The sequence below is a fragment of the Filimonas zeae genome, from assembly GCF_014641615.1.
Classification (GTDB): Bacteria; Bacteroidota; Bacteroidia; order Chitinophagales; family Chitinophagaceae; genus Filimonas; species Filimonas zeae.
On the sequence record NZ_BMIB01000001.1, the window covers coordinates 1,504,255 to 1,529,323 of the forward strand.

The following is a 25,069-nucleotide window of genomic DNA, read 5'->3' on the forward strand; positions in this document are numbered from 1 at the left end:
AAACAACAGCACATTCATCATGAAAAAGAAGTTTCAGAACATCCTTTCCTGCTTACTGCCGGTAATAGGATTACTTACAGCTACTGCCTCTTTTTCGCAGTCTGCCACAGCCGTAGTAACCGGTACTGTGGTAACCGAAAAAGGAGAAATGCTGGCCGGAGTACATATTAGTGCCAGCCGCCAGGGTAGCAACGACAATGTATCAGCCGTATCGGATGCAAAAGGGATATTTATTTTTAAGCAGCTTACTGCTACCGCTAAATATGATTTCACTTTTTCGTATGTAGGATATGCTAAGCAGGTAATGAACAATGTTACCGTAGAAGCAGGCAAAAACAATTCGCTGTTTGTAAAACTGAAAGAACAGGGTAACGATTTAAACCAGGTTACGGTAGTAACGGCCCTGGGCATTAAAAGAAAAGAACGCTCACTGGGCTACTCTGTGGGTAAGCTGGATGAGGATGATGTAAGCACCGTAAAGCAGGTGAACGTACTCAACTCCATATCCGGCAGAATTGCCGGTGTAAATGTAGTAAGCACCGGTACAGACCCGGGCTCTACCGTAAAGGTGGTGATAAGGGGCGAGTCTTCTTTAATGAAGAACAACCAGCCGCTGTATGTGGTGGATGGTGTGCCGGTGGCTAAATCGCCCGAAGGCGCCAGTGCGCCGGTAGGACGTACCGTAGTGGATTTTGGCAGCCCTATTGCCGATATTAACCCTTCGGATATAGAATCTATTACCGTATTAAAAGGAGCCAGTGCAGCAGCACTGTATGGTGGTAAAGCCGGTAATGGTGTAATACTTATAACCACCAAAGCAGGAAAAAAAGGGCAGAAAGGCCTGGGCGTAAGCGTAAACTCCGATATTGTATGGGACAAGGCCTGGCAGTTTCCGCATTTTCAGAATGAATATGGTTACGGCAGCTTTCCCGGTACTACAGATGTAGCGCTGGCCAGCGGATCAGCCTGGGGGCCAAAACTGAACACGGGCGAAAAGCGTATTCAATGGAACAGCCCGGTGGATGCCGGCGGCCAGAAGGTAGCTACAGATTGGGTGGCTTATCCTGACCGTGCCCGTGACTTTTTCAATACCGGTTTAACGGCTACCAACAACGTGGCTTTTGCCGGCAGCAGTGATAAAGGCACCTTCCGCCTTTCTTATACCAATATGTACAACAGAGGTATTGTACCCAACACCGGTTTAAAACGCAATACGGTAGTGGTGGCAGCAGGCTATCAGCTGGCCAAAGGGGTAACGGTGAATACCAATATCAGTTATGCCAATAACTATGCACCCAACCGCCCCGGCGCTTACCGCGAAAGTGTTACGGAAGTATTGTACAAAATGGCTCCCAATACCGGGCTGGCGCAGTTGAAAAACTACTGGAAACCAGGCAGAGTGGGTTTTGAGCAGTTTACACACGACCCCGGTAACCTGGATAACCCTTACTTTATTGCCTATGAGCAGATTAACGGGTACAACCGCGATCACCTGACCGGTAACATTCAAATGAATATTGCCATTACTGCCGATCTGAACCTGATGGTACGTACCGGTATAGACCTGTATAATCAGAAAGCAGAAGTAAAACGCCCTTTCAGTGCTAAAAGAACCGCTTTGGGTGCGTACAGCCTTTCAGGTGTGTTTTACAAACAGCAGAACTCCGACTTTCTCCTTTCTTATAAAAAGAAACTGCATAGCAACTGGGTAGTATCTGCATCAGCAGGAGGCAACCTTATGGATGAGCAAAGCAATTCCACTTCGCAGATTGCAGGTAGCCTTACTATTCCTAACATCTACAACATCGGTAATGCCCGTGCCGGTTCATTATCGGTAAGTCAGGGCTTTTCACAAAAACGCATTAACAGTTTGTACGGTACGGCGCAGATTGCTTACCACGACTATCTGTTTGTAGATGCGAGCGGCAGAAACGATTGGAGCAGTGCTTTGCCAGCAGGCAATAACAGTTATTTCTATCCTTCTGTATCGGTAAGTGGTATTGTTACAGATATGCTTAAGATGCCGGAAGATGTATTGTCTTACGCTAAAATACGCGCCAACTGGGCACGGGTAGGTAAAGATACTGACCCCTACAGCCTGTATAACACCATTGCTTTTAACAGCGACTGGGGTAGTGTAAAGCGTGCTACTATTGAAAGCGCGCTGAAGAACAACTTTTTAAAACCGGAAATTGCTACTTCTTACGAACTGGGTACTGAATTACGTTTTTTACATAACCGTATAGGTTTGGATGTAACCTGGTATAAAACCAACAACCGTAACCAGATTATCAATATTTCCACTACACGTGCTTCCGGCTTTTCCGGTCGCCTTATTAATGCCGGTAATATTCAGAACCAGGGCTGGGAACTGGGCCTGAGTGCTACCCCCGTAAAAGGAAAGTTGCAGTGGGATATACATGCCAACTTTACCCGCAACGTAAACAAAGTGGTGGAACTGGCACCGGGTGTACCTGAATTCAGCATGGGTAGCGCAGATGGTGAAAATATTTTATATACCGTTAAAGAAGGTACACAGATAGGAGATATGTATACACCTACCTGGGTAACCATTAAAGACGGGCCACTGGCCGGGCAGCCTTTGCTGGATAAGAATGGCCGTTACCAGCGTACTACTGATGTAGTAAAAGCCGGCAACTACAATCCCGATTTCAGAATGGGCTTTGAAAATACTTTCTCGTATAAAAACTTTACCCTGAATGCGCTGTTCGATTGGCGTAAGGGCGGCAGCTTTTACAGCTATGTAGTAAAAACATTGATCAATGAAGGTTTAACTACCAACACCCTGGAAGGGAGAGATGCAGCGCATGGCGGCCTGGCATGGGTAGACGGACAGGGCAACAAACGTAACGATGGTATGATTATACCCGGTTATATTGCCAACGCTGATGGTTCCTATGCAAAAAATACCAACGTACTGGCTGCATCCGATTTTTATACCACTACTTATAACAAGTACTATCAGCGCCTTACCTACAGCGCCTCTTTTCTGAAACTGCGTGAGGTATCGCTGGTATATGTGTTTCCCCGTAAGGTGTTAGGCAACCTGCCTGTAAACAACCTGTCGCTGGCAGTAATTGGCCGTAACCTGTATACATGGACTGCCAACAAACTGGGCTACGATCCGGAAACATCGCTGAGTGTGGATACCGATGGATTTAAGCAGGGCGTAGGGCATTGGACTTTACCAGGCACCCGCTCTTACGGTGTAAAGCTGAGCTGTAATTTTTAATACGATCCCCCCCTCATCAACTGAAGTTTAAAAAATTAGTATATGTTACGCAAGAAGAGGACATTGGTATATGCAGTTATGCTGCTGGCGCTGGGTTCCTGTACCAAAAATTTTGATAAGATTAATACCAACCCTAACAGCCCGGAAAACATTAACGCTGACTATCTGATGTCGGAAGTGGTATTGTCTTCCGCCTATGCTTACCAGACGGACGCTTTTAAAGAGCGTCCGGTGGCAGCAGGGCGTTATATAACGCTGGTACAAACCACCATTAACGATTTGTTTACCTGGGGCGCTGTAGGCTGGGATGATATTTACAGCCGTTTGAGTGTAAACCAGCAGATGTATAACCAGGCAGAAGCCAATGGCGAAAAGCAGTACCTGGCGATTGCCAAAATTATGAAGGCTTTTAACTTTGGTTACCTGACCGATCTGTATGGGGATGTGCCTTTTTCTCAGGCGCTGCAATCTAAAACCGGCAACGTTACACAGCCGGTATACGATCAGCAGGAGAAAATATACCCTGCCATACTGCAATTACTGGAAGATGCCAATGAGTTATTACGCAATAACCCCGGTACTATTAATGCCGACCAGGATGTGTTGTTTGCAGGTAAACCCCTGCAGTGGCGCAAGTTTGCCAATGCACTGCGTTTGCGGATGTTGTTGCGTGCTTCTAAAAAATACACCAATGCTTTTGCTGACATGCAAACCATGCTGAATGATGCAGACAGGTATCCTTTACCTGCTTCCAATGCAGATGATGCTTCGGTAAAATACATTGAGGGAACAGCCGCCAACAGCTGGCCGGGCAGCACGCTTACCATGATTGAGTTTGACTTTACCAAAACCAAAGCCAGTAAAGAACTGGTAGATAATCTGACGGCATTAAACGATCCCCGCCTGGCGGTATGGGTAGCGCCTGTAGCTTCGCAGGAGGGTTCTACCGTAAACAGGAACAAGTATGTGGGTGTACCTAATGCCATTGACGACCCGCGTTCTTACAACGGTGGCGAAACGCATCAGTCTACCCTGGGCAGCATGTTTCGTAAAGGTTCCGGCGATATGCTGAAGGCTTCTATGATTACCTACACCGAAGTTTGCTTTATTCTGGCAGAAGCCTTACAGGCGGGTAAAATAACCATTGCTGGTAAAACGGCTGCTGATTATTACAATGCAGGTGTACAGGCTTCTATGACCTTTTATGGTGTACAAAACACTGCGGTAAGCAATGGCTATTACGACCAGGCAGCTGTTAAATACAACGGCACGCTGGAGCAGCTGATTACGCAGAAATGGCTGGCTATGATATTTAAGGGCGCGGAAGGCTGGTTTGACCACCGCCGTACCGGCTACCCGCATTTTACCATAGGCCCATTGGCTGTGAAAAACATAGTGCCTCGCCGTTACCGTTACCCTACCACAGAACTGGCTAATAACAGAACCAATTACCAGAACGCGGTAAAAACGTTTGGAGAAGATGATGAGTATACGCTGATGTGGTACCTGAAATAACAGAATAGCATGAAGAAAATAAATGTATTACTGGGATGTATAACACTGGCGGCTACTGCAAAACTAGCCGCACAGGTTACGCCGGATAGAATTGTATTGAATGTAACTGCCAACCCTGCAACTTCGCTGGCCGTTACCTGGCGTACCGGCAATGAAGTAAAGGAAGCAGTAGGCGAAATAGTGGTGGCTGCGGACGGGCCAGACCTTGCAAAAGAGCTGCAACAGGTAAAAGCTGTTACCACGCCGTTTGGTGGTGATAGTTTACACGCCGCCTATCATTCCGTAGTGTTCCGTGGCCTGCAGCCTAAAACAAAATATATGTACCGCGTGGGCGGTAGTGGACAATGGAGTGAATGGTTTCAGGTGCAAACAGCGGGTGTTGTTGGTGATACCGTAAAACTGATTTACATGGGCGATGCGCAGAACAACATAAAATCGTTGTGGTCGCGCACCATTCGCCAGGCATTTATGCAAATGCCCGATGCCAACCTGATGATACATGCAGGCGACCTGGTAAACCGGGGCCAGCGGGATGAGGAGTGGGGCGAGTTTTTTTATGCAGGCAGCTTTATTCATAGCGTGATACCCGGCATGATGGTAGTGGGCAACCACGAGCATTCCAGAGACTCTGCAGGAGAATTTAGCTTGTTAACCCCACACTGGCAGGCGCAGTTTACCCTGCCGGAGAATGGCGCACCGGGCGTGGAAGAAACCTGCTATTTTACCGATATACAGGGCGTACGTTTTATTGCCCTGAATTCGCAGGCCATTAACTTAACCAAAGCAGGGGCCGACCGTCAGTATTACTGGCTGGATTCGCTGCTGAGCCATAACCCGAATAAATGGACCTGTATCTCATTCCATCACCCGGTGTTCAGCGCCAAAGCCTCCCGCGATAACGAAACCTTACGCAAGCGCTTTAAGCCCTTGTTTGACAAGCACCGCGTAGACCTGATATTGCAGGGGCACGACCATGCCTACGCGCGCGGTATACAGCCGGTAGAAGGCCTGGTAAAGGATACTACTTCCGGTACTATGTATGTAATATCTGTAAGTGGCCCTAAAATGTATGAGCTGAACAAGGAGCCGTGGATGAAGCGTACAGCGATGAATACCCAGTTGTTTCAGCTGGTACGCATAGCAGGGGATACGCTGTTGTTTGAAACATATACTACCACAGGAAAGCTGTTTGATGCCTTTAAGCTGGTAAAGCAAAAGGGCAAACTAAATAAGTGTATTGAAATGAAGTAATGGCCTGTTACTGTTTCAATGGCCGGCCTGTGTATGCAGTGCCGGCTTTTTAATATCAGGATGCCGTAACAGTGCCGGCTTCTGTGGCGGCCTGGTGATGCGCCATACCTTCTTTATACAGACTATCCAGGTGGGTAAGGTATTGCTGCAGTTCTATATGATCTGTTTTACGGAAGGCGTTACCGGTGTTGCGGAGCCGCAGTATGCGGGAAGCCCGGAAATCGCGGTATTCATTCCGCATCCAGCACCAGGCAATCACGTGCCAGTTAAGGGCATAGAATACCAGGCCTACTACTTCCAGTTCCCGCTTACTTACATCACCGGCAAAGTTCTGATATTCTATTTCCAGCACGGTTTTACCGGCAATGGCATTTTGTATTTCAGTAAGGTAGGCGAAGTCGTTCTCCTGACCGCAGGGGGAGTAGCTGGTGATGGTTTCACTCAGCTGTTCCACTGAATCTTTCTGGGTGCCTCTCAGCACCGCTTTAACCTTGTTAAGAGCAGTGGCATAGTGCTTCTGAACCGATTTATCGGCAAAGCGGTTGGTGATGGCTTCCATCAGCAGCAGGGCATTGGCTTCTTCATTGGTAAACGAAACCGGCGGCAGAAAATAACCCTGCACCAGAAAATAGCCCTTGCCCTGCTCAAAGCTGATGGGAATACCTGTTTCACCAAGCGCTTTAATATCCCGATACACTGTACGCACGCTCATACCGAATTTATCTGCAATAAAATCGGCGGTTACATACTTTTTCGATTGTATGGTGGTGAGTATGGCAAAAAGTCGGTCTATCCGGTTCATATTCCAAATGTACTGCATTGCCCTATAACGGCATAGCAAACGGGTGGAATGGTAACCGTATATAGAATGCAGAACCTACTCTTTCCTCGCTTTTAAACCAGATATCGCCCCGGTGCATTTTTACAATTTCCCGGGTAATATACATACCCAGGCCGGTAGAGCCTTCGCCTGCCGTGCCCCTGCGCTGTGCTTTGGAAAACTTATCAAACACGTGCGGCTGCAGGTTTTCCGGAATGCCCACCCCTTCATCGGTAATATGAATGGTAAAGTTGTCGCTGGCTGCAAAACAGGATAACCGGATGGTACTCTGGTAATTGCTGAACTTGATAGCATTGGAAAGCAGATTGTGCATTACCCGGTGCAGCTTTACCTTATCGCCCATAAAATAACAGGGTGCGGTGAGCATCTGCGTTTCCAGCGTAATCATTTTGCCAGACAGCAGCCCCTGTACAGGGGGAATGCAGGACCGGATAAATTCGTTCAGTTCCAGCCGGGTGAATATAATATCATCTGTTTCCAGCTTTTCACTGAGCAGCAGATCGTTGATGATTTCGCGGGCCAGATCAACCGACTGACTTACATAGTTCAGCAATTCCTGGTTTTCCGGGGTAGTGCCTTCCAGTTTCAGCATTTCGTTAATGCTACTGATATTGGCCAGCGGACTTTTAAGGTCGTGTGCCATGGTTTGTACTACGGCCTGTTGCTTTTCGTTCTGCTGGTACAGGTACTGCACAATGTCTTCAATGTAAATAGCGCCGGTAAGGTTGCCGTTTTCGTCCTGTACAGGCAGCACGGTAAAGCCGGATAGTTTCATAATCTGCATTACCTCGGCCACGGTATAACCGGCCTGTACAAAGGGCTTGGGTACCAGCGCATCGGCCAGTACGGGCTGATGGTTTTTTGCCAGGTCGGTAGTGGTAAGCAGGCCAATGGGTTTTTGTTGTGTTACTACCAGCAGCGCTTTGCTGTTGATAAGGTAGTCTTTAATGGTGTCAGTTTCAGTGTACGCGTCTATTAACGGAAGTTCTTTCCGGACGAGCTGGTGAATTGTAGTTTTCATAGTCTGCCTCCTGCGCTGCCATACAGCGCATTTAGTTAAATAATAGGTACGGATAAATAAGCGGCAGGGTGGTGGTGTGGGGGAAACTGAACGGATTAAACGCCTTGCCGTGGAGGCAGGAGGTGTTGTGGTAACATCATAGTCATACGGATACGGATTTTATTGGTGTAATATCAATACCCGCAAATTACCCAAAATAATGCCAGCTGTGTACAACTAACACTTGTTTTTGAAAGTGTTGTAAAAGAAAAACCAACGCTGCATTTTGTTCGTATATATCTGCTTGCCCTGTTTGCAGTACAGAACTATGCGCGGCAGACACTATTTTTGTTGTATGCAAAAGCCCGTATTGGTTATTAAGTTAGGTACAGCAGTTATTACCGGAGCCGATGGAACCATCAGCCGACCGGTGGTACAAAAGGTAGCTGCCGGTATTGCTGCGCTGAGTGAGCAGTATCGTGTGGTGCTGGTTTCGAGCGGCGCCGTAGGCAGCGGAAAAGCATACATTCAACATTACAAAGGCAGTATTACAGAACGTAAAGCAGCAGCCGCTGTAGGTAACCCGATACTGATTCTGTTATACCAGAAGTTTTTTGCCAGATATAATATTCCGGTGGCGCAGGCTCTGTGTGAGCGGCACCACTTCAGCAACCGCCAGCAGTTTTTGCAGTTAAAAGATACGTTTGCCGCTTTCTGGCAAAATGGTATTCTGCCTATTGTAAACGAAAACGACCTGGTAAGCACGGTGGAGCTGAAGTTTTCTGACAACGACGAACTGGCTACCCTGATAGCCATTGGCTTTGACGCGGAAACACTGGTGATTGGTACCTCTGCCGGTGGTTTTATGGATGGTGAAAAGAACATTCTTCCTTACGTAGAAAAAATAGACAATACCATACTGGGTTATGTAAGTACAGACAAAAGTAGTCTGGGGCTGGGAGGCATGACTTCCAAGCTTACGTTTACGCGCCTGGCCAGCTCGCTGGGTATAAAAGTGGTGATATGCGGTTTAACCGGTAAAGCGCCTTTACAGGCCGCGATGGAAGGTAGGGCAGGTACCACCTTCAAAGCGCAGTCTTCTAACCTGAAAGCCCGCCAGAAATGGCTGGCCAGTGGCTCTATTACCCTGGGCAGCATATTTGTAGACAAAGGGGCGGCTAAAGCCCTGCATCAGCGACGCAGCCTGCTTACTGTAGGCATTACCTCGTTACAGGGTAAGTTTGTAGCCGGAGAAGTGGTGCAGCTGATGGATGAAGAAAGCATTATTATAGGAGTGGCAAAGGTTAAGCTGGCTACCAGTGATATTACCGCCAACCTGGCAAAGAAGAATGTGGTGGCTGCACATGCAGATGACATTGTTATATTTTAACTCTTAAGCATGCCAATATGAAACAGGTAGAAACACAGATTATTAAAACATACAAGGCGGCTGTGCATTTGCGCAGGGCCACCGAACAACAGATAAAAGGGGCTTTACGCAGCCTGGCAGATGCGTTACAGCAAAACACAGCGGTGTTGATAAAAGCCAATGGTAAAGACCTGGCTTTGCAGGCACCCGATAACCCGCGTAACGACCGGCTGATGCTGAACGAACAGCGCATTAAAGCCATCGCCAATGCCGTGCGTAAAATAAGCCGCCTGCCAGACCCTTCCGGAAAAGTGCTGGAGAAAAAGGTGCTGCCCAACAAGTTGCTGCTGGAAAAAGTAGCGGTGCCCTTAGGCGTGGTGGGTGCTATTTACGAATCAAGGCCCAATGTAACGTTTGATATTGCAGCACTGTGCATACGCAGCCGCAATGGTTGCTTACTCAAAGGCAGCAGTGAGGCAGATAATACCAATAAAGCTGCGATTAAGCTGATTAAAAAAGCGCTGGAGGATAATGGTATCAACGCAGATTGCGTAACACTGCTGCCCTCTGAACGGGAAGTAGTACAGCATTTGTTTACCGCCACCCGTTATATTGATGTGCTGATACCGCGCGGTTCAGCCTCTTTAATTGAATATGTGCGCAAGAACAGTCAGGTACCTGTAATAGAAACCGGAGCCGGTGTATGCCATGTGTACATTGAACAGGAGGCTGACCTGAACAAAGCAGTAAACATTGCTGTGAATGCAAAAGTTTCCCGCCCATCCGTATGTAATGCAGCCGATACCTTACTGGTAGATGAAGCCGTTGCCCCGGCCTTTCTGGAAGCAGTGCAGCCGCAACTGGCTAAATATGGGGTTGAGGTATTTGCAGACAATACCGCCTTTAAACTGCTGAAAGGATACCCGCATTTACAAAAAGCAAAGCCCGAACATTTTGATACTGAGTTTCAGAGCCTGCGTTGTGCGGTAAAAGTGGTAAAGGGTATTGAAGAAGCGCTGGTGCATATACAGGAACACAGCACCCGCCATTCAGAAGCCATTGTATCGGAAAACAAAAAGCATTGCAAGCGATTTATGCAGGAAGTAGATGCAGCCGCGGTGTATGCCAATGCCAGTACCCGTTTTACAGATGGGGAGGAGTTTGGTTTAGGGGCGGAGATTGGTATCTCCACCCAAAAACTGCATGCCCGTGGGCCCTTTGCGCTGGAGAAACTGGTTACCGAAAAATGGATGGTAACCGGTAACGGCCAGGTACGCTAAGGGTGGGGGGATTTAAAAGCGCGGACATGCTATAGCATTCAGCGTACTGTTGTTTCTTTTGGTAAAACCGGTGTAGGTAAGTGATAGCTCAAACGCGTTGGGGCGGCCTGCACCGGAGTTCAGCGTAGAGGTATTGGCATCGTAGCTTACAGTGATGGAATAAGGTTTGTGATCCAGCTTTACCATCGGTATAATTGCATCTTTTAAACGCATCATAGCGCCAAACTGTACGGTATAATCCGGCTGTTCCACATCTTCTCCCAAACGAAAGCCATATAAAGCGCCCGCCAGGGTTTCGGTATAACTACCTTGTTTGCTGTAGTTACCATAAATGGTAAAGAACGATTTTTCATCCAGGCTAAACTTCACACCACTGGTAAATTCCCACCGGGCATTTAGTTCAATCAGCGGATTTTTATAGAAAGAGTTTTTAGGACGGTTAAAGTGCTGGTAAGCCAGGCCGATGTAATAGTTATCAGCCGGATTGCCATTGATGGAGGAATTGAAAGATACGCCCAGGCCACCATCCCAATGGTGATAGCTGTTGGCTGCCAGTGCTTCACCATCGGCAATAGCAGGGTTCCAGGCACCGCCATCGTACTGGTTGTTGGTGGTCATTTTACTGCGGTCAATGCTCTGTTGAATAAAGCCACCCATAACACCCAGCGACAGGTATTTGGTGTGATCATCACTCAGTGATTTGTGATAGTTAACAGCCGGCAACACATGCGTAGTGGTAAAATTCACTGTACCTGCTTTATCGTACAGTAGTTGCAGGCCCATGGTAATAAAGTCGTTGTTATTGCCAATGGGTTGCTTGTATTCAGCACTCAATGCGCCTGTTTTATAAGGCACGGTAATATTGCCCCATTGTGTTCTGTAAACGGCCTGTACACGTACATCACCATCAAACAAACCTGCCAGGGCGGGGTTACGTAAAATAGGGGCTTCAAAAAACTGGCTGAAATGCACATCCTGCGCACGAACTACAGCTAGGGAAAGGCTTAACAGCACTATAAGGGAAAACACATACTTCTTCATGATCTTACTCACGTTGTTTTATAGATATAGAAAGGTTTATCGCATCAGCATTACATTGCCTTTGTAGGTCATAACAGTGCCGTTGTTGCACTCTATTTCCATTACATACACATACACGCCGGACTGGCCTGGCTGACCGCCAAAGCTGCCATCCCAACCGTAGGATTCGTTGTTGGCCAGGAAGTTCACTTTTTCATATACGGCTTGTCCCCAGCGGTTAAAAATGCGCAGCGCGCGTATGTTATACAATCCCTTGCCACGTGGATAGAAGCGGTCGTTCATACCATCGTTGTTGGGGGAGAAGGTATTGGGCATAAATACGTTTACACCGTTACATAGCACATGCACCGTTACCTGATCCTGTGCCGTGCAGCCGCCTTCATTAAACACCTTAGCGGTATAGGTAATATCCTGCTTGCTCAGTATTACCGGGTTGGGGCAGGTGGCACAGCTGAGGCTGGTGGCCGGTGCCCAGCGCCAGGTAGTAATATCCGGCGAGCTGTAAGTGCGCAGCGTGTCCGGGTAGCCCACGTTTACATTTTTTACACTATCCAGAATGTCAAATACCGGTATAGGGTACACACGAACGGTTACGCGTTGTGTATCGGAGAAACAACCTTTTAAATCGCCACCTATTACGGTATAGGTAGTAGTGGCAGCAGGTGTGGCAACCGGATTGGCAATACGCGGATTGTCCAGGCCGGTGGCAGGTATCCATTCGTAACGTTCTGCGCCGGTGGCCTGTAGTTTGGCAGATTCACCGGTGCACAGTGTATCCGCTGACATACGGCTGATGCGTGTAGGTTGTTTAACATCTACAAACAAAGAGTCATGGGATACACAACCGAAATAGCTGCTGCCTTTCAGGTAATAACGTGTGCCGGTAGATGGGCTTACTTCTCCCATACCATAATCAGCATTGGAGCGATTCATGTTGCCTGACCAGTTGTAGATATCCGCACCGGTTGGCTGCATACGCAGGGTTTGTCCCAGGCAGATAGAAGTATCCGGACCCGCATCTAAAACAGGTAAAGACAACACCGTTACAGATCGGGTGGCATTACCTGTACAGCCGTGGCCATTTACGGCTGTCAGCTGTACCTGGTATTTGCCGGTATAGGGCCATGTATATTGTTGGTTTTGTCCGTTCGCTTGTTGGCCATTGCCATACTTCCATTGCCAGCTGGTGATAGCGGTATCAGAATGCTGATCGCTACCCTGCATGGATAAGCTGCTGTTGAAGCAGATGGAATCTTCAGCAATAATGCGGGGGCGAGGGCTTTGATACACCGGCACGTTCAGTACGCGGGTAACAGAGTCTTTACAGCCCATGGCAGAGGTAACTACCAGTTTGGTGGTATAGTTGCCGCTTTTATAGTAATAATGGGTGGGATTGGCCTGCGTAGAAGTGGTTTTATCACCGAATGACCACTGGTAGCTGGCAATTTTATCGTACCATACCTGTGTGGAATCGGTAAAAGCCATAAGAGCAGAATCGCAGCCGGTTTGCAGCGTGTTTTGCATATGCGGCTTAATATCCCGTACAAAAAGTGTATCCCTGTTGGCAATACCTACTTTACAGTTGAACGAATCAATCAGTACCAGTTTGGGTACATAAGCACCATGGTTGGTATAGGTATGAGAAATCACTTCATCGGCCCCAGCTACTACCGTACCATCTCCAAAATCCCATGCAAGGGTAACCGTATTTTTTACCTTGCCTTTAAAGGCAACAGGTGACGGTGCGCAGGCAACATTGGGAGTAAAAGTATAGGAGCCGCTGGGCCCTTTTACAGTAACCACATGCACCGCGGTATCATAACAGGCACCATGCCCCTTTGCTACCAGTGTAAGGCGATATACACCGCCCTGTACATAGGCATGCTCGGGTTTATCTAATCCGGAAACAATACCATCATCAAAATTCCAGCTATAAGCGGTGGTATTTTGTGAATAGTTTACCGGGCTGGCTATAAGCGGAGGACAGCTGGCGAAACTGTCAGTAAGGTTAAAGGAAGCTACCGGGTTGGCAATGGTTACCAGCTTCTCTTTATAAACACTGTCTTTACAACCATACTTATCCGTTACCGCCAGTGCAATATTATAAGAACCTTCTTTTGCAAAACTGTGAGCAGGAGCAGCCTGTGTAGAGGTTGTACCATCTCCGAAACTCCAGCGGTAACTAAGCGCGGTACCTTTAGAGGCGTTGGCAAAGTTTACGGGCAGCCCGGAACAGAATATACTGTCCTGTAAGTTGATGACCGCTTTAGGGTCAGCAATTACTACCGCATTGGTTTTGGTGATGGTATCGCGGCAACCGTAGCTGTCTTTAATAGTCAACTGCACAGAAAAGTTGCCTGCTTTGGTATAGGTATGTGTATAGCCAGCAGTAGTGGTAACAGCGGTATTGCCATCTCCAAAGCTCCATTTCCATTCTGTAACAGGGTGTTTGCCGTCGGTAACAGATTTATCGGTAAAAGATACCTTTCCATCTTCCAGGCAAATACCGGTTGTGTTATCGAACTGGGCTTTACTGCCAAATACGGCTATGTTGAGAATTGGTTTTTCTGCACTTACTGCGCAACCGTTGATATCAGTAATGGTGAGCTTAACTGCATAGCTGCCGGTATTGGCATATACATGTGATAAGGTAGCAGCCTTGCCTTTTTTCTCCGTCTGATCGCCAAAGTTCCAGGTAAAGTCTTTTACATATTGCGGAGCGTAGTTGGTGGCAGTAACAGTAATAGTTTCTTTCTTACAAATTTCCTCGCCGGGTGTGTAATCAAAAGAAGGATGTTCATCCACCACATAAATGGTTTTGCGCATCGTATCGGCGCACGCATCGTTACGGGTAATCAGCTGAACGATATAGGTGCCGGTATCTGCGTAGGTGTGGGCTGGGTGCCGGGTATTGGCTTTCTGGCCATCGCCAAAGTTCCATTCCCATGATTTAGCACCGATAGATATATCTGTGAATGTACGCTCGTAGGGCTTATTGCAGTTCATTTCAGCGTTAAAGCGTGCAATAGGCATGTCAATTCTTACATACCTGGTTTTTACCAGTGTATCAAAGCAGTTTTTATTACCTACCACTAATGTTATAGTGAAGTTACCAGTGTCTTGATAGGGGTGTTTAGGATTTTTGTTAGAGTCGTATTGACCATCACCAAAGTTCCACGACCAGAAATCTCTATCACCGGTAGATTCATCAGTAAAGGAAATTGGTTTGGAGCCACATACCTGCAACGGTGTAGCGCTAAAGGCTGCTTCGGGCGCCTGTGCCAGTACAACTGCATGTTGCAGGGTATAAGTATCTGTACAGCCGCTGCTGGTTCTGATGGTAACAGAAACAGTGTAATCACCCGCCTGCGTGTAGTTGTGAGAAGGAGTTGCTTCTTCAGAAGTGCTGCCATCACCAAAATTCCAGCGCCAGGAGGTTACTGTCTGGGCTTCATCCAGCAGGGCAGACATTTTTACAACGGAAGGCACACAACCGGTGTAAGGCAGATCTTTCAGCGCGGTAATACGTGGAGGACCTACATGTATCAGTTTTTGACGGGTTAATGTATCGCTGCATCCACCAGCGTTAAAGCTGATGAGTGTTATGGTGTAGTAACCACTCTGGCGGTAGGTATGAGAGGGATTGGTTTCCTGTGAAGTACTACCATCTCCGAATATCCATAAATAGCTTACGGCACCTTTGGTGGTATTGGTAAAAGTAACTGTTGCGGGCACTGCGCAGGCATCGGTTACACCCGGCGTGGTAAAAGAAGTAACGGGTTTGTCGCTTACAGTAACCAATTGCTTTACACTATCGGTACAGTTTCCAAAATTGGTATACAGGGTAACGTTATAGGTGCCTGATTTTGTATAGGTATGGGAGGTGTTGATGCCGGTGGCTGTTGCTTCATCTCCAAACGCCCAGGTACTGCTTACCGGTGCAGGGGTGGAGGTGTTGGTAAAGCTGAGTGCTGTTCCGGTACAGGCATTATTGGCCACGCTGAATGCTGCCTTTACAGCACCGATGGTGATTTGTTGAACCATGGTATCTGTACAACCGGCAGGGGAGATGGATATAAGCCGTGCACTATAGTTACCGGCTGCACTGTAAACATGCTCAGGGCTGGCTTCGGTACTGCTGTTGCCATCACCAAAACTCCACTGATATTGGAGTGGTTTATCGGATGCGGAGGTATTGTTAAACTGCACCCGTGTAGGAGGCTGGCAGGCGTTTACGTAAGAGTAGTTGTAAGCGCCTGTTACTTTGCCTGCTACCTGTACCGCTGCCTTTTTCTGAAGCGCCTGTTTACAGCCATAGCTGTTTTGTACCGTGAGGGAAACTTCGTAATTACCTGGTACGGTGTACGTATGAGCAGGATTGGCAAGAGCGGAAATCTGCCCATCACCAAAATCCCAGATATAAGAAGTGATTGTTCCGGAGCCTGCCTTGCTGCTGTCGCTGAACCGTGTGTTTAACGGCAAACATCCGGTTGCGGGGGTAGCTCCAAAAGCTACTTCGGGTTTACCATACACTTCTATATAGGCTGTTTTTACCATAGTATCGCTACCAGTGGCGTTGCCTGCAATAAAAGTAATGGTGTAAGTGCCTGGTTCTGTGTAAATAACACCGGGGTTTTGTTGGGAGGAACTGGCCCCGTTTCCAAACTCCCAACGCCACCAGGTAGCGGAACCGCCGGTTGAAATGTCTTTGAATTGTGCAATTAAGGGTGCACAACCGCTGTTGGTGTTATTGCTGCTGAAATCTGCTTTGGGTGTTTGCCCCAGGCCGGTATTCCACACAGTGATGCATAACATAGTTAATATGATTCCTCTTGCCCACATTTGCTGACTGCCTCCGGAATTTGATTGACTGATTGGTTGGTAACTATAACGGGGCAAAGGTACACCGGGGCTTTGCGGCAGGTATTTAATGCGCATTAAGATACAGGGGCGTTTGGTTAAAAACAGGATAAATGGATTATATACAGCTTAAACTACGATGCGGACACAATAAGGGTTCAGTGAGGCATTAAATTATAATTATCATTCGCCCATCCCTTATTCTGGTGGGCAGTAAATGGCTATTATTGCTGCCTCAACCAGGTTACAATATGTATGCACTAGAGAGCCGCAATGGCGTTACAGAAGCTTATATGGAGAAAAACAGAATTGTAGCGGCTGATTCGTTACAACTTATGGGGATTTTACTGGGAAACTGCGTTTTTGACTGTGCCGGTAAAATGGCTGGTAAATTCCTGGACAATACGTTTTATAACGTAAAAGGAGAAATAGTAGTAAAGGGAAAAGTAGTACCCCCGGTGCACGAGGTAGAAGAGTTATTAAACCAACACCAGCAGGAGGGAGCGGTTGTACTTACATCCATTACAAACCATACAGATATCTGGATAGAAATCAGTGGGTTATGGAGTAAGCATACTTTGGCAGATACGTTGAGGGTAATGTCGCTGGCGTAAACGCTGAACGATAGCTAGTAAAGAAAAAGGTCAAAAGTTGAACATTGTTCCGCTTTTGACCTTTTTTACTTATTTGGATATCGCCTGAAAGCTTTCTGTGATTTTTTCGCAAAGCTGCGTTTCAATCATTTTTTCTCCCAGATGAACCATGTTTTTGAATGCTTTGGCGGTGCTGATACCATGCCCGATAATTACCGGCTTGTTTACGCCCAATACAGGGGTTCCACCATAATTTTCGTAGTGAAGGCGGCTGAAGTATCCGTCATTTTCCAGTTTTCTGGAAACTGCGATGTCATAAACCGATTCCACCATTTTAAGCACAATATTGCCGGTAAAACCATCACAAACCACCACATCTGCCTTATCTGCAAATACATCGCGCCCTTCAATGTTTCCAATGAACTGAACGAAAGTATTTTCTTTCAGCAGCGGGTAGGTAGCCTGCGCCAGTAAATTACCCTTGCCTTCTTCTTCACCCACGTTCAGTAAACCTACGCGCGGCTGTTGAATGCCCAGAATGTTGTTGGCATATAAGCTACCCAACACGGCAAACTGGTTAAGATGCTCCGGCTTACAGTCGGCATTTAAACCTACGTCCAGTAACACACCGGTACTACCATCTGCTTTTGGCAGAAGTGTGGCAATGGTGGGTCTTTGAATACCCTCAATAGCTTTAATACTATACATTGCGCCTACCAGCATGGCACCCGTATTTCCGGCGCTCATAAATGCATCAATTTTTCCGGTTGCCAGCAGGTAAAACCCGATAGCAATGGAAGATTGCTGCTTTTCTTTCAGCGCCTTGGTGGGATGCTCATTGTACCCGATCACTTCAGGCGCAGGAATCACCTTGATATTGGGGTGATTGTGCAATTCATGCTCCTGTAAAAGGGGCACTACCTTGTCTTCCTGGCCTATACAAAATAAAGTGGCCGGGCCATTAACATTGGTATCGTCTAAATACAGGCGTAACCCTTTTACCGCCTCCAGCGGAGCAAAGTCGCCTCCCATCATGTCTATTCCAATATTCATGTCCGGCGCGAAAGATTAAATTAACTAAAAAGGTTACGCTTTCAGAGGAGCTTTCTCAGCAACCACTTTTCCTTTGTAGTATAATTTACCTTCACTTACGTGTGCACGGTGACGAACGTGGATTTCTCCTGTAGTACTATCCGTGCTTAACGTTACTTCCTCAGCTTTATAATGTGTCCTTCTCTTCGCACTGCGTTGCTGGGAATGTCTGCGCTTTGGGTTTGGCATAACTCAAATGTTTATTAATGCAAAAAAATTTATTCCAGGTTTCCTTTAAACTTATCTAATCCTTTCCAGACAGGGTTTTCTGCTTTTTTTACTTCTTCCTCCATTTTCCTGAGCTTTTCCAGCACTTCGGGGTTACATTGACTGTTTCCCTCTTCATCTTCACCGCACATTTTCTGTACAGGGATACTCAGGTTTACGAATTCGAATATCCAGTCCTCCAGATGCAGATGGCTTTCCCCTTTACTGATGTAATACACGTCAGGATCTTCTTCCTGTTCGTTCATCTGTTCAGGTTCATCCACCAGTTTCACAATAATCTTAAACTCATCCCACAATTGCAGGTGAAGTGGATTACCGCAGCGGTCGCAGTTTACATCTGCTGTACCACCTACGTCAAACTTCAGCATCATAAAACCATTGCTTTTGTCCAGCAATACTTTTACATCTGCATGGCAGTTGGTGAAATCCTGAGGCCCGTAATTAGCAAAGAACTTATCCTCAATCTGGTATTGGAAAGTATGCTCACCCGGTTTTAAACCTACAAATGCTATTTCATACTCTCTCCGGTAGTTCATACAGCCAGATTTTTAAGGTTGGCAAAGGTATCACTAAAAATGATAGCAACCAAAGAAAATTGGATTTATGCCGATTGTTGCCGTAATTGTGAACCATTTATGATGCGCCGTTCACTCTCTTTTTACGCTATCAGAACCGCCCTGGCCGTAGTTGCGGCAGGTATTATTACCCTGCTTTCGCACAGCGGTTATTTTGTAGAGCAAATTTACGTAAAAACGCTCTATCCCTACATTTCAGGGTTTTTACGCATGGTTACGGGGTGGACGAAATTTAGCCTGGGTGACTGTTTGTATGTAATTGTTTTTATATCGGTTCTGGTGACTTTAATACGAACTGTTATTTTTTTGGTAAAAGAAGGCATCACCTGGCAAAAATCAGCAGCAGGAGGATTGTATGTGGTGCGAAAGCTGGCAAACCTGTACATCGTTTTTATGGTGCTGTGGGGATTGAATTACAGCCGGGAAGGAATTGCCAGCGAAATGAAACTGGCGTCAAAAGAATACACTACCGATGAGTTGAAGGCATTGGTGAATGAATTGGTGGAAAGAGTGAATGCTACCCGCCGCGTGCTGGGTGATTCAGTACGTTACCCCTCATCTGACACGCTATATGCCCAGGCTGTACGTGCTTACGGGGCAGTAGCGTTACAATATTCGTTTCTGGATTACAGACATGCCAGCATTAAAACTTCTACTTTCAGTACGCCGTTGACCTACCTTGGATATACCGGCTATTATAACCCATTTTCGGGGGAGGCGCAGGTAAATACCACCGTACCTCCGTATTATATTCCTTTTATTGCTTGCCACGAAATGGCGCACCAGCTGGGGTATGGAGATGAAAGCGAAGCGAACTTTATTGGTTTTCTCAGTGCCCGTGCTTCTGATCAGCCGGTGTTTCACTACTCTGCTTACTACGATCTGTTCAATTATGCCAACGGAGAACTGTTTTCCCGCGATTCGGTGGCGGCGCGTAGCAACTACCGGTTATTAGATACACTGGTGAAAACAGACATACGTAATGCCCGTCGCTTTTTTAGCCGTTACAAAAGCCGTATGGAGCCTGTGGTGAAATTTTTGTATGGGGAATACCTGAAAGCCAATAACATGCCTCAGGGAATTGATACCTATGAGGCTGTAACTGCCTGGCTGATTGCCTATAGGAAAAAGTACGGGCCGCTTTAAAATTTGTTCTTCCACATCATACTTTCTACCGGCTTGTCGGGCTGGCCGCTGTATTTGGCATTCTGTTTCTGATTGTATTTTACTTCAATTTCGCCATCTACAGGAAAGTAAATCAGCTGGCCGATAGGCATGCCTGTGTATACACGCACCGGATGTTTTACAGATATTTCCAGCGTCCAGTTGCCGCAGAAGCCTACATCGCCCTTGCCGGCAGTGGCGTGAATATCAATGCCCAGGCGGCCGGTAGAGGACTTCCCTTCCAGAAAAGGTACATGGGCGTGGGTTTCGGTATATTCCTGTGTTACACCCAGATATAGCACAGTGGGAAGCAGCAGATACCCTTCTTCCGGTATTTCAAAATGACGGATCTGGTTATGTTTGCGGGCATCTAATTCTTCATCCACGTAGGTTGCGAGATGTTTGCCTAAATGCACATCGTAACTGTTACTGCCAAGGCATTCTCTGTTCCAGGGACTGATAATAATCGTTTTCTTCTCAATTTCCTCTAAAATGCGTGTATCAGATAGGATCATACCAGGTGTGATTTACAATAATTTGCAAATAAATCGTAATTCTGCAATCTAAAAAACCGGATTTATATATATGCCTTTGTTTTTTCAACAAAATATCAACGAAAACACCCGTTTGGGCATATGGCATATTACTGAGGAAGAGCACTTTTTTCTGGAGAAAGTGCCATTGCAGCAGGATATTACCCACCCGCACAAACGCCTTCAGCATCTGGCTGGCCGTTTTCTGCTGCAATACCTGTTTCCCGGTTTTCCTTACCATGAAATGCTGATTGCTGATAGCCGCAAACCTTATCTGCCTTACGATCGATACCATTTTTCCATATCGCACTGCGGCGATTATGCAGCTGCTATTGTTAGTGAAACACAACGTGTAGGTATTGATATTGAGGTGCCTACAGCCCGCGTACAGAAGATTGTACCCAAATTTTTGCATGAAGAGGAAAGGAGGCAGCTCCACAGGCAGGTAACGGAGGCCGGACTTGCCACTGATAACTATCAGCTCCCCACTCTGTTATGGAGCGCCAAGGAAGCAGCCTTTAAATGGTGGAGCTTCGGAAGCGTGGATTTTAGCGAGGATATTCGCTTACAGTATTTTCCTTTTCAGGAGAAAGGGAGTATATCGGGGTATTTCAACAGGGTAGAAGAGCGGTTTCCGCTGGTGTTTCACTACCAGCTTTTTCCTGGCCTGTGCCTGGTGTATACCTTATAACACCAATACAATTATTAGTGAACCAATTTAGGATTGGTAACAACCTCATTCGCTTTTTTATTCAGAATAGGCTAATCAGCAAACCTGCTTTTGGTTTTGGGGATGAGCAGCAGGCTTTTTCGTAAGGTTTGTTTCAGGTGGGTTTTTACCATCTGGCCCATGGTGTTGCACCGCATGTAGGCAGGCTGTTTAAAGTGGGCGGCTAGTTCCTCCCGAAGTTCATGGATTTTTGCAGGCTTGGAAATGGTATCATCGTGCATAATATCCAGCAATTCTTTTACGCGATAGCGGGCAGATACCAGGCGGAAAGCCATCATGGTGCGTTCTTCTGTCTGGTACTGGGCAATTGAGTTTTTATCCAGATATTGCTGAGCCAGTTGTACAAAGGAGTAGTTTTCTTTAAAGAATTGGGGCAGGTACAGGTTTTTCCGGCCTTCATAGCTTTGCTGGTCAAAATCAATAGCACGGATGCGATACTGGATATCTTCTATATCGGGCGTTACGTTTACAATGAAGTTGTAGGAGCGCATATCGCCCAGCAGACGTACAAAACTTCTCTCGTTAAATTTTACAAACTCCTTGGCCAGACGGATGGGGTTAAATTCCGGGTTTTGGAGGTGTTGCTGTAAAAAGATGTCGCCTGGTATACCGGCAATATGTTCTTCTACCAGTGTTTCGTGGTGAATGAGGTAGGTGATGCGGTCGGGAGAGAGCAGGTGTTCCAGTTCCAGACCGTATACGCGACTGGCATCGGCGGGTTTTATATAATAGTGGTCGTAGTTGTCGTTTAGCTTATTAACAATGCGTATGCGGAAGGGCTGGCTGTTGCCAAAGCTGCAAAAGTCTACCCGTGCCACATCCAGGTGATCTACAAAGCTAAGATCGCCTTCTGTTTTTAAGATGGCATATAGTTTCACCAGGCTTTCGCGCAGGTACTCCCATTCATGGCTATCGTAGCTAACCGTTTCCCACAGGGTGTCCCGCCCGTTTTTATCTTTCAGGGGCCTGGAGTATACAAAGCGAAGCAGGTCTTTATAACTGGCGGGCAACTTGCCTTCCCGGCCATGTTTTACCAGATATTCGTGCAAACGGTCGTTCAGCGGAAAGAAAGGCTTCTTGCGGCTGGGGCGGAGGTGCTGCAGATTATCACTGGTAATTTCAAACATATGGTTTGTATTTAATCGAGCAGGGCGGTGTCCGTTTCGTCCAGCAGGTTCAGATTCACGGCATCACTGCCAGCAATACCTTCAATAGAGCCGCGGATATGTGCTGCGTTCAGCATTACCTTTTCCAACTGCTTTTCACGTGCCTTCCACAGCTTTTCCATGGCATCGCGTTCGCGCTGAATGCTTAAACGCATGCTCATAAATCCTTCGCGTATGGCTTTCCACTGCTCGCTGAATTCGTTACCGGTGAGGTAATCGTACAGCAGCACCATTTTATCGCCTTTATTCTCCTGGCTTTTACGGGCATCTGCTATTTTGAGTATAGCGTTACGCAATACCAGTGCCATACTCTTTGCTTCGGCAAAGGTGCAGATGTATACACCGTCTTTCTCGCCAAACCGGTCCATATCCTTCGGTAGTGCCTGAGTTACAATTACGGCCACATCGGCACCAAGGCTGCGCATATCTGCTTTCAGCTTCTCAATCCAGTCTGCAGCAAAGTCTTTGGTGCGTTTGCTTTCATAAATAATTTTACCCGCTTCCATTCCAAACTGGTTACGTACAAGCTGAATACAGTCGGCACCGCGAACCCCTTTACCCACTTCTTTTACTTCGTCAAAAGGGAAGGTGTTGCGTAGTATTTCTTCCAGCATCAGCTCCTGTACCTCGCCCTGCAGCTGCATACTGCCTTGTTCTGCCTTGCGCTTCATTTCCTCGGCCAGTTTCTTCTGGTCTTCCAGTTGCTTTTCCAGTTCGCGCATGCGCAGCTGTGTTTCTGTTTCTTTGAGGGCGCTGCGTTCATTTTCCTCTTTACGTATCTGCTCAGTCAGCTGGCTGCGCTCTTCCAGCAGGCGCTTTTGCAGTTGTATTTCCAGTTCTGCCTCGCGGTTCTTCAACTCCTGTTCTTTTTGCAGGAAAGACAGTTCTTTATTACGGGCTTCTTTCAGTTTTTCTTCATTGTCCTGTACTGATTGCTGGAGCATTTTCAATTGGTTATCATAATCAGCGGCCATGCTGCGGCGGATGCTCTCCTGTAGTTCCTGCTGCAGACGTTGTTTTTCGGTTTGCAGTACTTTATCTGACTCCTGCTGTTGTTGTTGAAGGGCGCGCTGATACTCAGCCTCTTTTTTCCGGAACTCATCGTCTTTCTTCTTCTGCCAGTCTACCATCTGGTGGCGCAGATCCTTCTGAACCTGGTCGCGGATAGAATCACCCGGATCAAAACTATTGCCGCAGCTGGGGCAGGTTACCACGTATGCCATATCACTATTTTAAAAAAAGTCTGGTTATTGTTGAAGATACAAACATCGCGAATTAGTACCGCAACTGTTATATCCCTGTAAAAATCAGTAATATAGTGACGCAAAAGCGGACAAAAAATGTTCGTTTGCGAACAGTGTAACATTTTGGGCAGTGGTCCGTTTCATGAATGTCAATGACTTAACAGCACAGAATTTTATGGCATTGCTTTGGGCTGATAGGTATTGAAACAACAAGAAACAAAACCGACTATAAAAAAACAATTATGAAAAAGTTACTGATCGCCGCCGTATTAACCATTGTAGTTGCTGCTACAGCTTCTGCCGGTTCTTTTGTAGAAAATGCAAAACTGGAGGCCTTGTTTAAAGCGGCTTATCCCGGAGCAACGCATGTACATTACAAAACCGTGGGCGACCTGATAAGCGTAAGTTTTATGCTGGACCATCACGCTATGCAGGCTTTTTATGATATAGAAGGAGAGAAGGTGGCAGTTAGCAAGGCTATTTTATTCAGTACCCTGCCTATGCGCGGACAGGAGGCGATCAAGACCAGATACGCAGGATATACAGCTACAGAAGCCATTGAAATGGACAGCCAGATGGAAGGCGTATGCTATTATATTTCTTTAAAGAATGATACCCGGAAAATAGTGGTTCGCTTATCACCCAACGGTGATCTGGAGCTGTTCAAGCGCATTAAACCCTGATACTAACAACCAAATACACATAAAGCCGATACCGGCGTAATGCAAATGAGCTGGTCATTTTATATGACCGGCTCATTTTTTTTATGGCAGGGAAGAGCGGGGAATTAAAAAATAATTTTGATTGTGTCAAAATAACGCGAACTTTGTGTGGAAGATGAACAAATGACAAAGGATATATTATATATAAAGGGAGATGCTACGAAGCCGGAGGTGGCAGGAAACAAGATTCTCGTACATGTTTGTAACGACATTGGTGGCTGGGGAAAAGGTTTTGTTACCGCACTATCGCGCAGATGGAAGGCGCCTGAAAAAGCATACCGGCAATGGTATACGGTAAAGGAAGGTTTCAGGTTAGGAGCTATTCAACTGGTTCAGGTGGAGCCGGATATATGGGTGGCGAATCTTTTAGGGCAACGAAAAATAATTAAGGATGAAAACGGTAATCCGCCAGTAAGGTATGATGCTATAGCAGAAGGCTTACATAAGCTAGCCATTTTAGCAGAGGAAATACAGGCATCTGTGCACATGCCGCGTATAGGCTGTGGGTTGGCAGGAGGTACATGGGATAAAATAGAGCCACTGATAGATGCAGCCCTGTGCGTGAAAGGAATACAGGTGACTGTATATGATTATGGCAGTTAATTGAAATGT

At 46.7% G+C, this 25,069-nt stretch carries 20 protein-coding genes; 10 read left to right on the forward strand and 10 right to left on the reverse strand.

The window, feature by feature from the left end; translation table 11 throughout:
• Nucleotides 1-19 precede the first annotated feature (19 nt).
• Genes IEY13_RS05990 through IEY13_RS06000 form a run of 3 tightly spaced genes read left to right on the forward strand, consistent with a single transcriptional unit; the run spans nt 20 to nt 6,019 of the window.
• The gene (locus IEY13_RS05990) at nt 20-3,253 is read left to right on the forward strand and encodes a SusC/RagA family TonB-linked outer membrane protein (RefSeq protein WP_188951021.1); all 3,234 of its coding nucleotides are present in this window, start codon (nt 20-22) and stop codon (nt 3,251-3,253) included.
• 42 nt (nt 3,254-3,295) lie between these two features.
• Nucleotides 3,296-4,768: a SusD/RagB family nutrient-binding outer membrane lipoprotein gene (locus tag IEY13_RS05995; RefSeq protein ID WP_188951022.1), complete on the forward strand. Its 1,473-nt coding sequence runs from the start codon at nt 3,296-3,298 to the stop codon at nt 4,766-4,768.
• A 9-nt stretch (nt 4,769-4,777) separates the two neighbouring features.
• Entirely contained in the window at nt 4,778-6,019 is a 1,242-nt protein-coding gene (locus IEY13_RS06000; RefSeq protein ID WP_188951023.1) for a purple acid phosphatase family protein, read from the forward strand.
• Nucleotides 6,020-6,074: 55 nt separating this feature from the next.
• On the opposite strand, the gene IEY13_RS06005 is transcribed toward IEY13_RS06000, so the two are convergent.
• Together IEY13_RS06005 and IEY13_RS06010 are read right to left on the reverse strand one after the other, a co-directional pair.
• Nucleotides 6,075-6,821, reverse strand: coding sequence for a helix-turn-helix transcriptional regulator (locus tag IEY13_RS06005; protein WP_188951024.1), 747 nt, complete (start codon nt 6,819-6,821; stop codon nt 6,075-6,077).
• 22 nt (nt 6,822-6,843) lie between these two features.
• On the reverse strand, nt 6,844-7,881 hold the full coding sequence (locus tag IEY13_RS06010) for an ATP-binding protein (protein ID WP_188951025.1): 1,038 nt from the start codon (nt 7,879-7,881) through the stop codon (nt 6,844-6,846).
• Nucleotides 7,882-8,215: 334 nt separating this feature from the next.
• Here IEY13_RS06010 and proB point away from each other — a divergent pair, with 334 nt between their 5' ends.
• Both proB and IEY13_RS06020 read left to right on the forward strand, forming a co-directional pair.
• A complete protein-coding gene (gene proB, locus IEY13_RS06015) occupies nt 8,216-9,250 on the forward strand; it encodes a glutamate 5-kinase (RefSeq protein WP_188951026.1) in 1,035 nt (344 codons plus the stop codon).
• A 17-nt stretch (nt 9,251-9,267) separates the two neighbouring features.
• Nucleotides 9,268-10,509, forward strand: coding sequence for a glutamate-5-semialdehyde dehydrogenase (locus tag IEY13_RS06020; RefSeq protein WP_188951027.1), 1,242 nt, complete (start codon nt 9,268-9,270; stop codon nt 10,507-10,509).
• A gap of 12 nt (nt 10,510-10,521) precedes the next feature.
• On the opposite strand, the gene IEY13_RS06025 is transcribed toward IEY13_RS06020, so the two are convergent.
• Nucleotides 10,522-11,550: a PorP/SprF family type IX secretion system membrane protein gene (locus tag IEY13_RS06025; protein WP_188951028.1), complete on the reverse strand. Its 1,029-nt coding sequence runs from the start codon at nt 11,548-11,550 to the stop codon at nt 10,522-10,524.
• A 36-nt stretch (nt 11,551-11,586) separates the two neighbouring features.
• A complete protein-coding gene (locus tag IEY13_RS06030) occupies nt 11,587-16,365 on the reverse strand; it encodes a PKD domain-containing protein (protein ID WP_188951029.1) in 4,779 nt (1,592 codons plus the stop codon).
• A gap of 296 nt (nt 16,366-16,661) precedes the next feature.
• Between IEY13_RS06030 and IEY13_RS06035 the strand changes: the two genes are divergently transcribed.
• Nucleotides 16,662-17,024, forward strand: a complete 363-nt coding sequence (locus IEY13_RS06035; protein ID WP_188951030.1) for a hypothetical protein — start codon at nt 16,662-16,664, stop codon at nt 17,022-17,024.
• A gap of 69 nt (nt 17,025-17,093) precedes the next feature.
• Here IEY13_RS06035 and plsX read toward each other — a convergent pair whose 3' ends face one another.
• From plsX to IEY13_RS06050, 3 genes are read right to left on the reverse strand one after another with little or no spacing between them, the layout of a single operon-like run.
• Nucleotides 17,094-18,056: a phosphate acyltransferase PlsX gene (gene plsX, locus IEY13_RS06040; RefSeq protein ID WP_188951031.1), complete on the reverse strand. Its 963-nt coding sequence runs from the start codon at nt 18,054-18,056 to the stop codon at nt 17,094-17,096.
• Between the two features lie 33 nt (nt 18,057-18,089).
• Nucleotides 18,090-18,284, reverse strand: a complete 195-nt coding sequence (gene rpmF, locus IEY13_RS06045) for a 50S ribosomal protein L32 (protein WP_188951032.1) — start codon at nt 18,282-18,284, stop codon at nt 18,090-18,092.
• Between the two features lie 29 nt (nt 18,285-18,313).
• Nucleotides 18,314-18,859, reverse strand: coding sequence for a YceD family protein (locus IEY13_RS06050; RefSeq protein ID WP_188951033.1), 546 nt, complete (start codon nt 18,857-18,859; stop codon nt 18,314-18,316).
• Between the two features lie 99 nt (nt 18,860-18,958).
• On the opposite strand from IEY13_RS06050, the gene IEY13_RS06055 reads away from it, so the two are divergent.
• A complete protein-coding gene (locus IEY13_RS06055) occupies nt 18,959-20,044 on the forward strand; it encodes a DUF3810 domain-containing protein (protein WP_188951034.1) in 1,086 nt (361 codons plus the stop codon).
• On the opposite strand, the gene dcd is transcribed toward IEY13_RS06055, so the two are convergent.
• Nucleotides 20,041-20,577 (reverse strand): dCTP deaminase, encoded by a 537-nt coding sequence (gene dcd / locus IEY13_RS06060; protein WP_188951035.1) that lies wholly within the window; start codon nt 20,575-20,577, stop codon nt 20,041-20,043. The two genes, IEY13_RS06055 and dcd, sit on opposite strands and share 4 nt — an antisense overlap.
• Nucleotides 20,578-20,647: 70 nt before the next feature.
• Between dcd and IEY13_RS06065 the strand changes: the two genes are divergently transcribed.
• On the forward strand, nt 20,648-21,286 hold the full coding sequence (locus tag IEY13_RS06065; RefSeq protein ID WP_188951036.1) for a 4'-phosphopantetheinyl transferase family protein: 639 nt from the start codon (nt 20,648-20,650) through the stop codon (nt 21,284-21,286).
• A gap of 71 nt (nt 21,287-21,357) precedes the next feature.
• On the opposite strand, the gene IEY13_RS06070 is transcribed toward IEY13_RS06065, so the two are convergent.
• Nucleotides 21,358-22,452, reverse strand: a complete 1,095-nt coding sequence (locus IEY13_RS06070) for a hypothetical protein (protein ID WP_188951037.1) — start codon at nt 22,450-22,452, stop codon at nt 21,358-21,360.
• Nucleotides 22,453-22,463: 11 nt separating this feature from the next.
• The gene (locus IEY13_RS06075) at nt 22,464-23,714 is read right to left on the reverse strand and encodes a DUF2130 domain-containing protein (RefSeq protein WP_188951038.1); all 1,251 of its coding nucleotides are present in this window, start codon (nt 23,712-23,714) and stop codon (nt 22,464-22,466) included.
• A gap of 263 nt (nt 23,715-23,977) precedes the next feature.
• Between IEY13_RS06075 and IEY13_RS06080 the strand changes: the two genes are divergently transcribed.
• Nucleotides 23,978-24,418: a hypothetical protein gene (locus IEY13_RS06080; protein WP_188951039.1), complete on the forward strand. Its 441-nt coding sequence runs from the start codon at nt 23,978-23,980 to the stop codon at nt 24,416-24,418.
• 147 nt (nt 24,419-24,565) lie between these two features.
• Nucleotides 24,566-25,060, forward strand: coding sequence for a macro domain-containing protein (locus IEY13_RS06085; protein ID WP_229687755.1), 495 nt, complete (start codon nt 24,566-24,568; stop codon nt 25,058-25,060).
• The last annotated feature ends 9 nt before the right edge of the window (nt 25,061-25,069 follow it).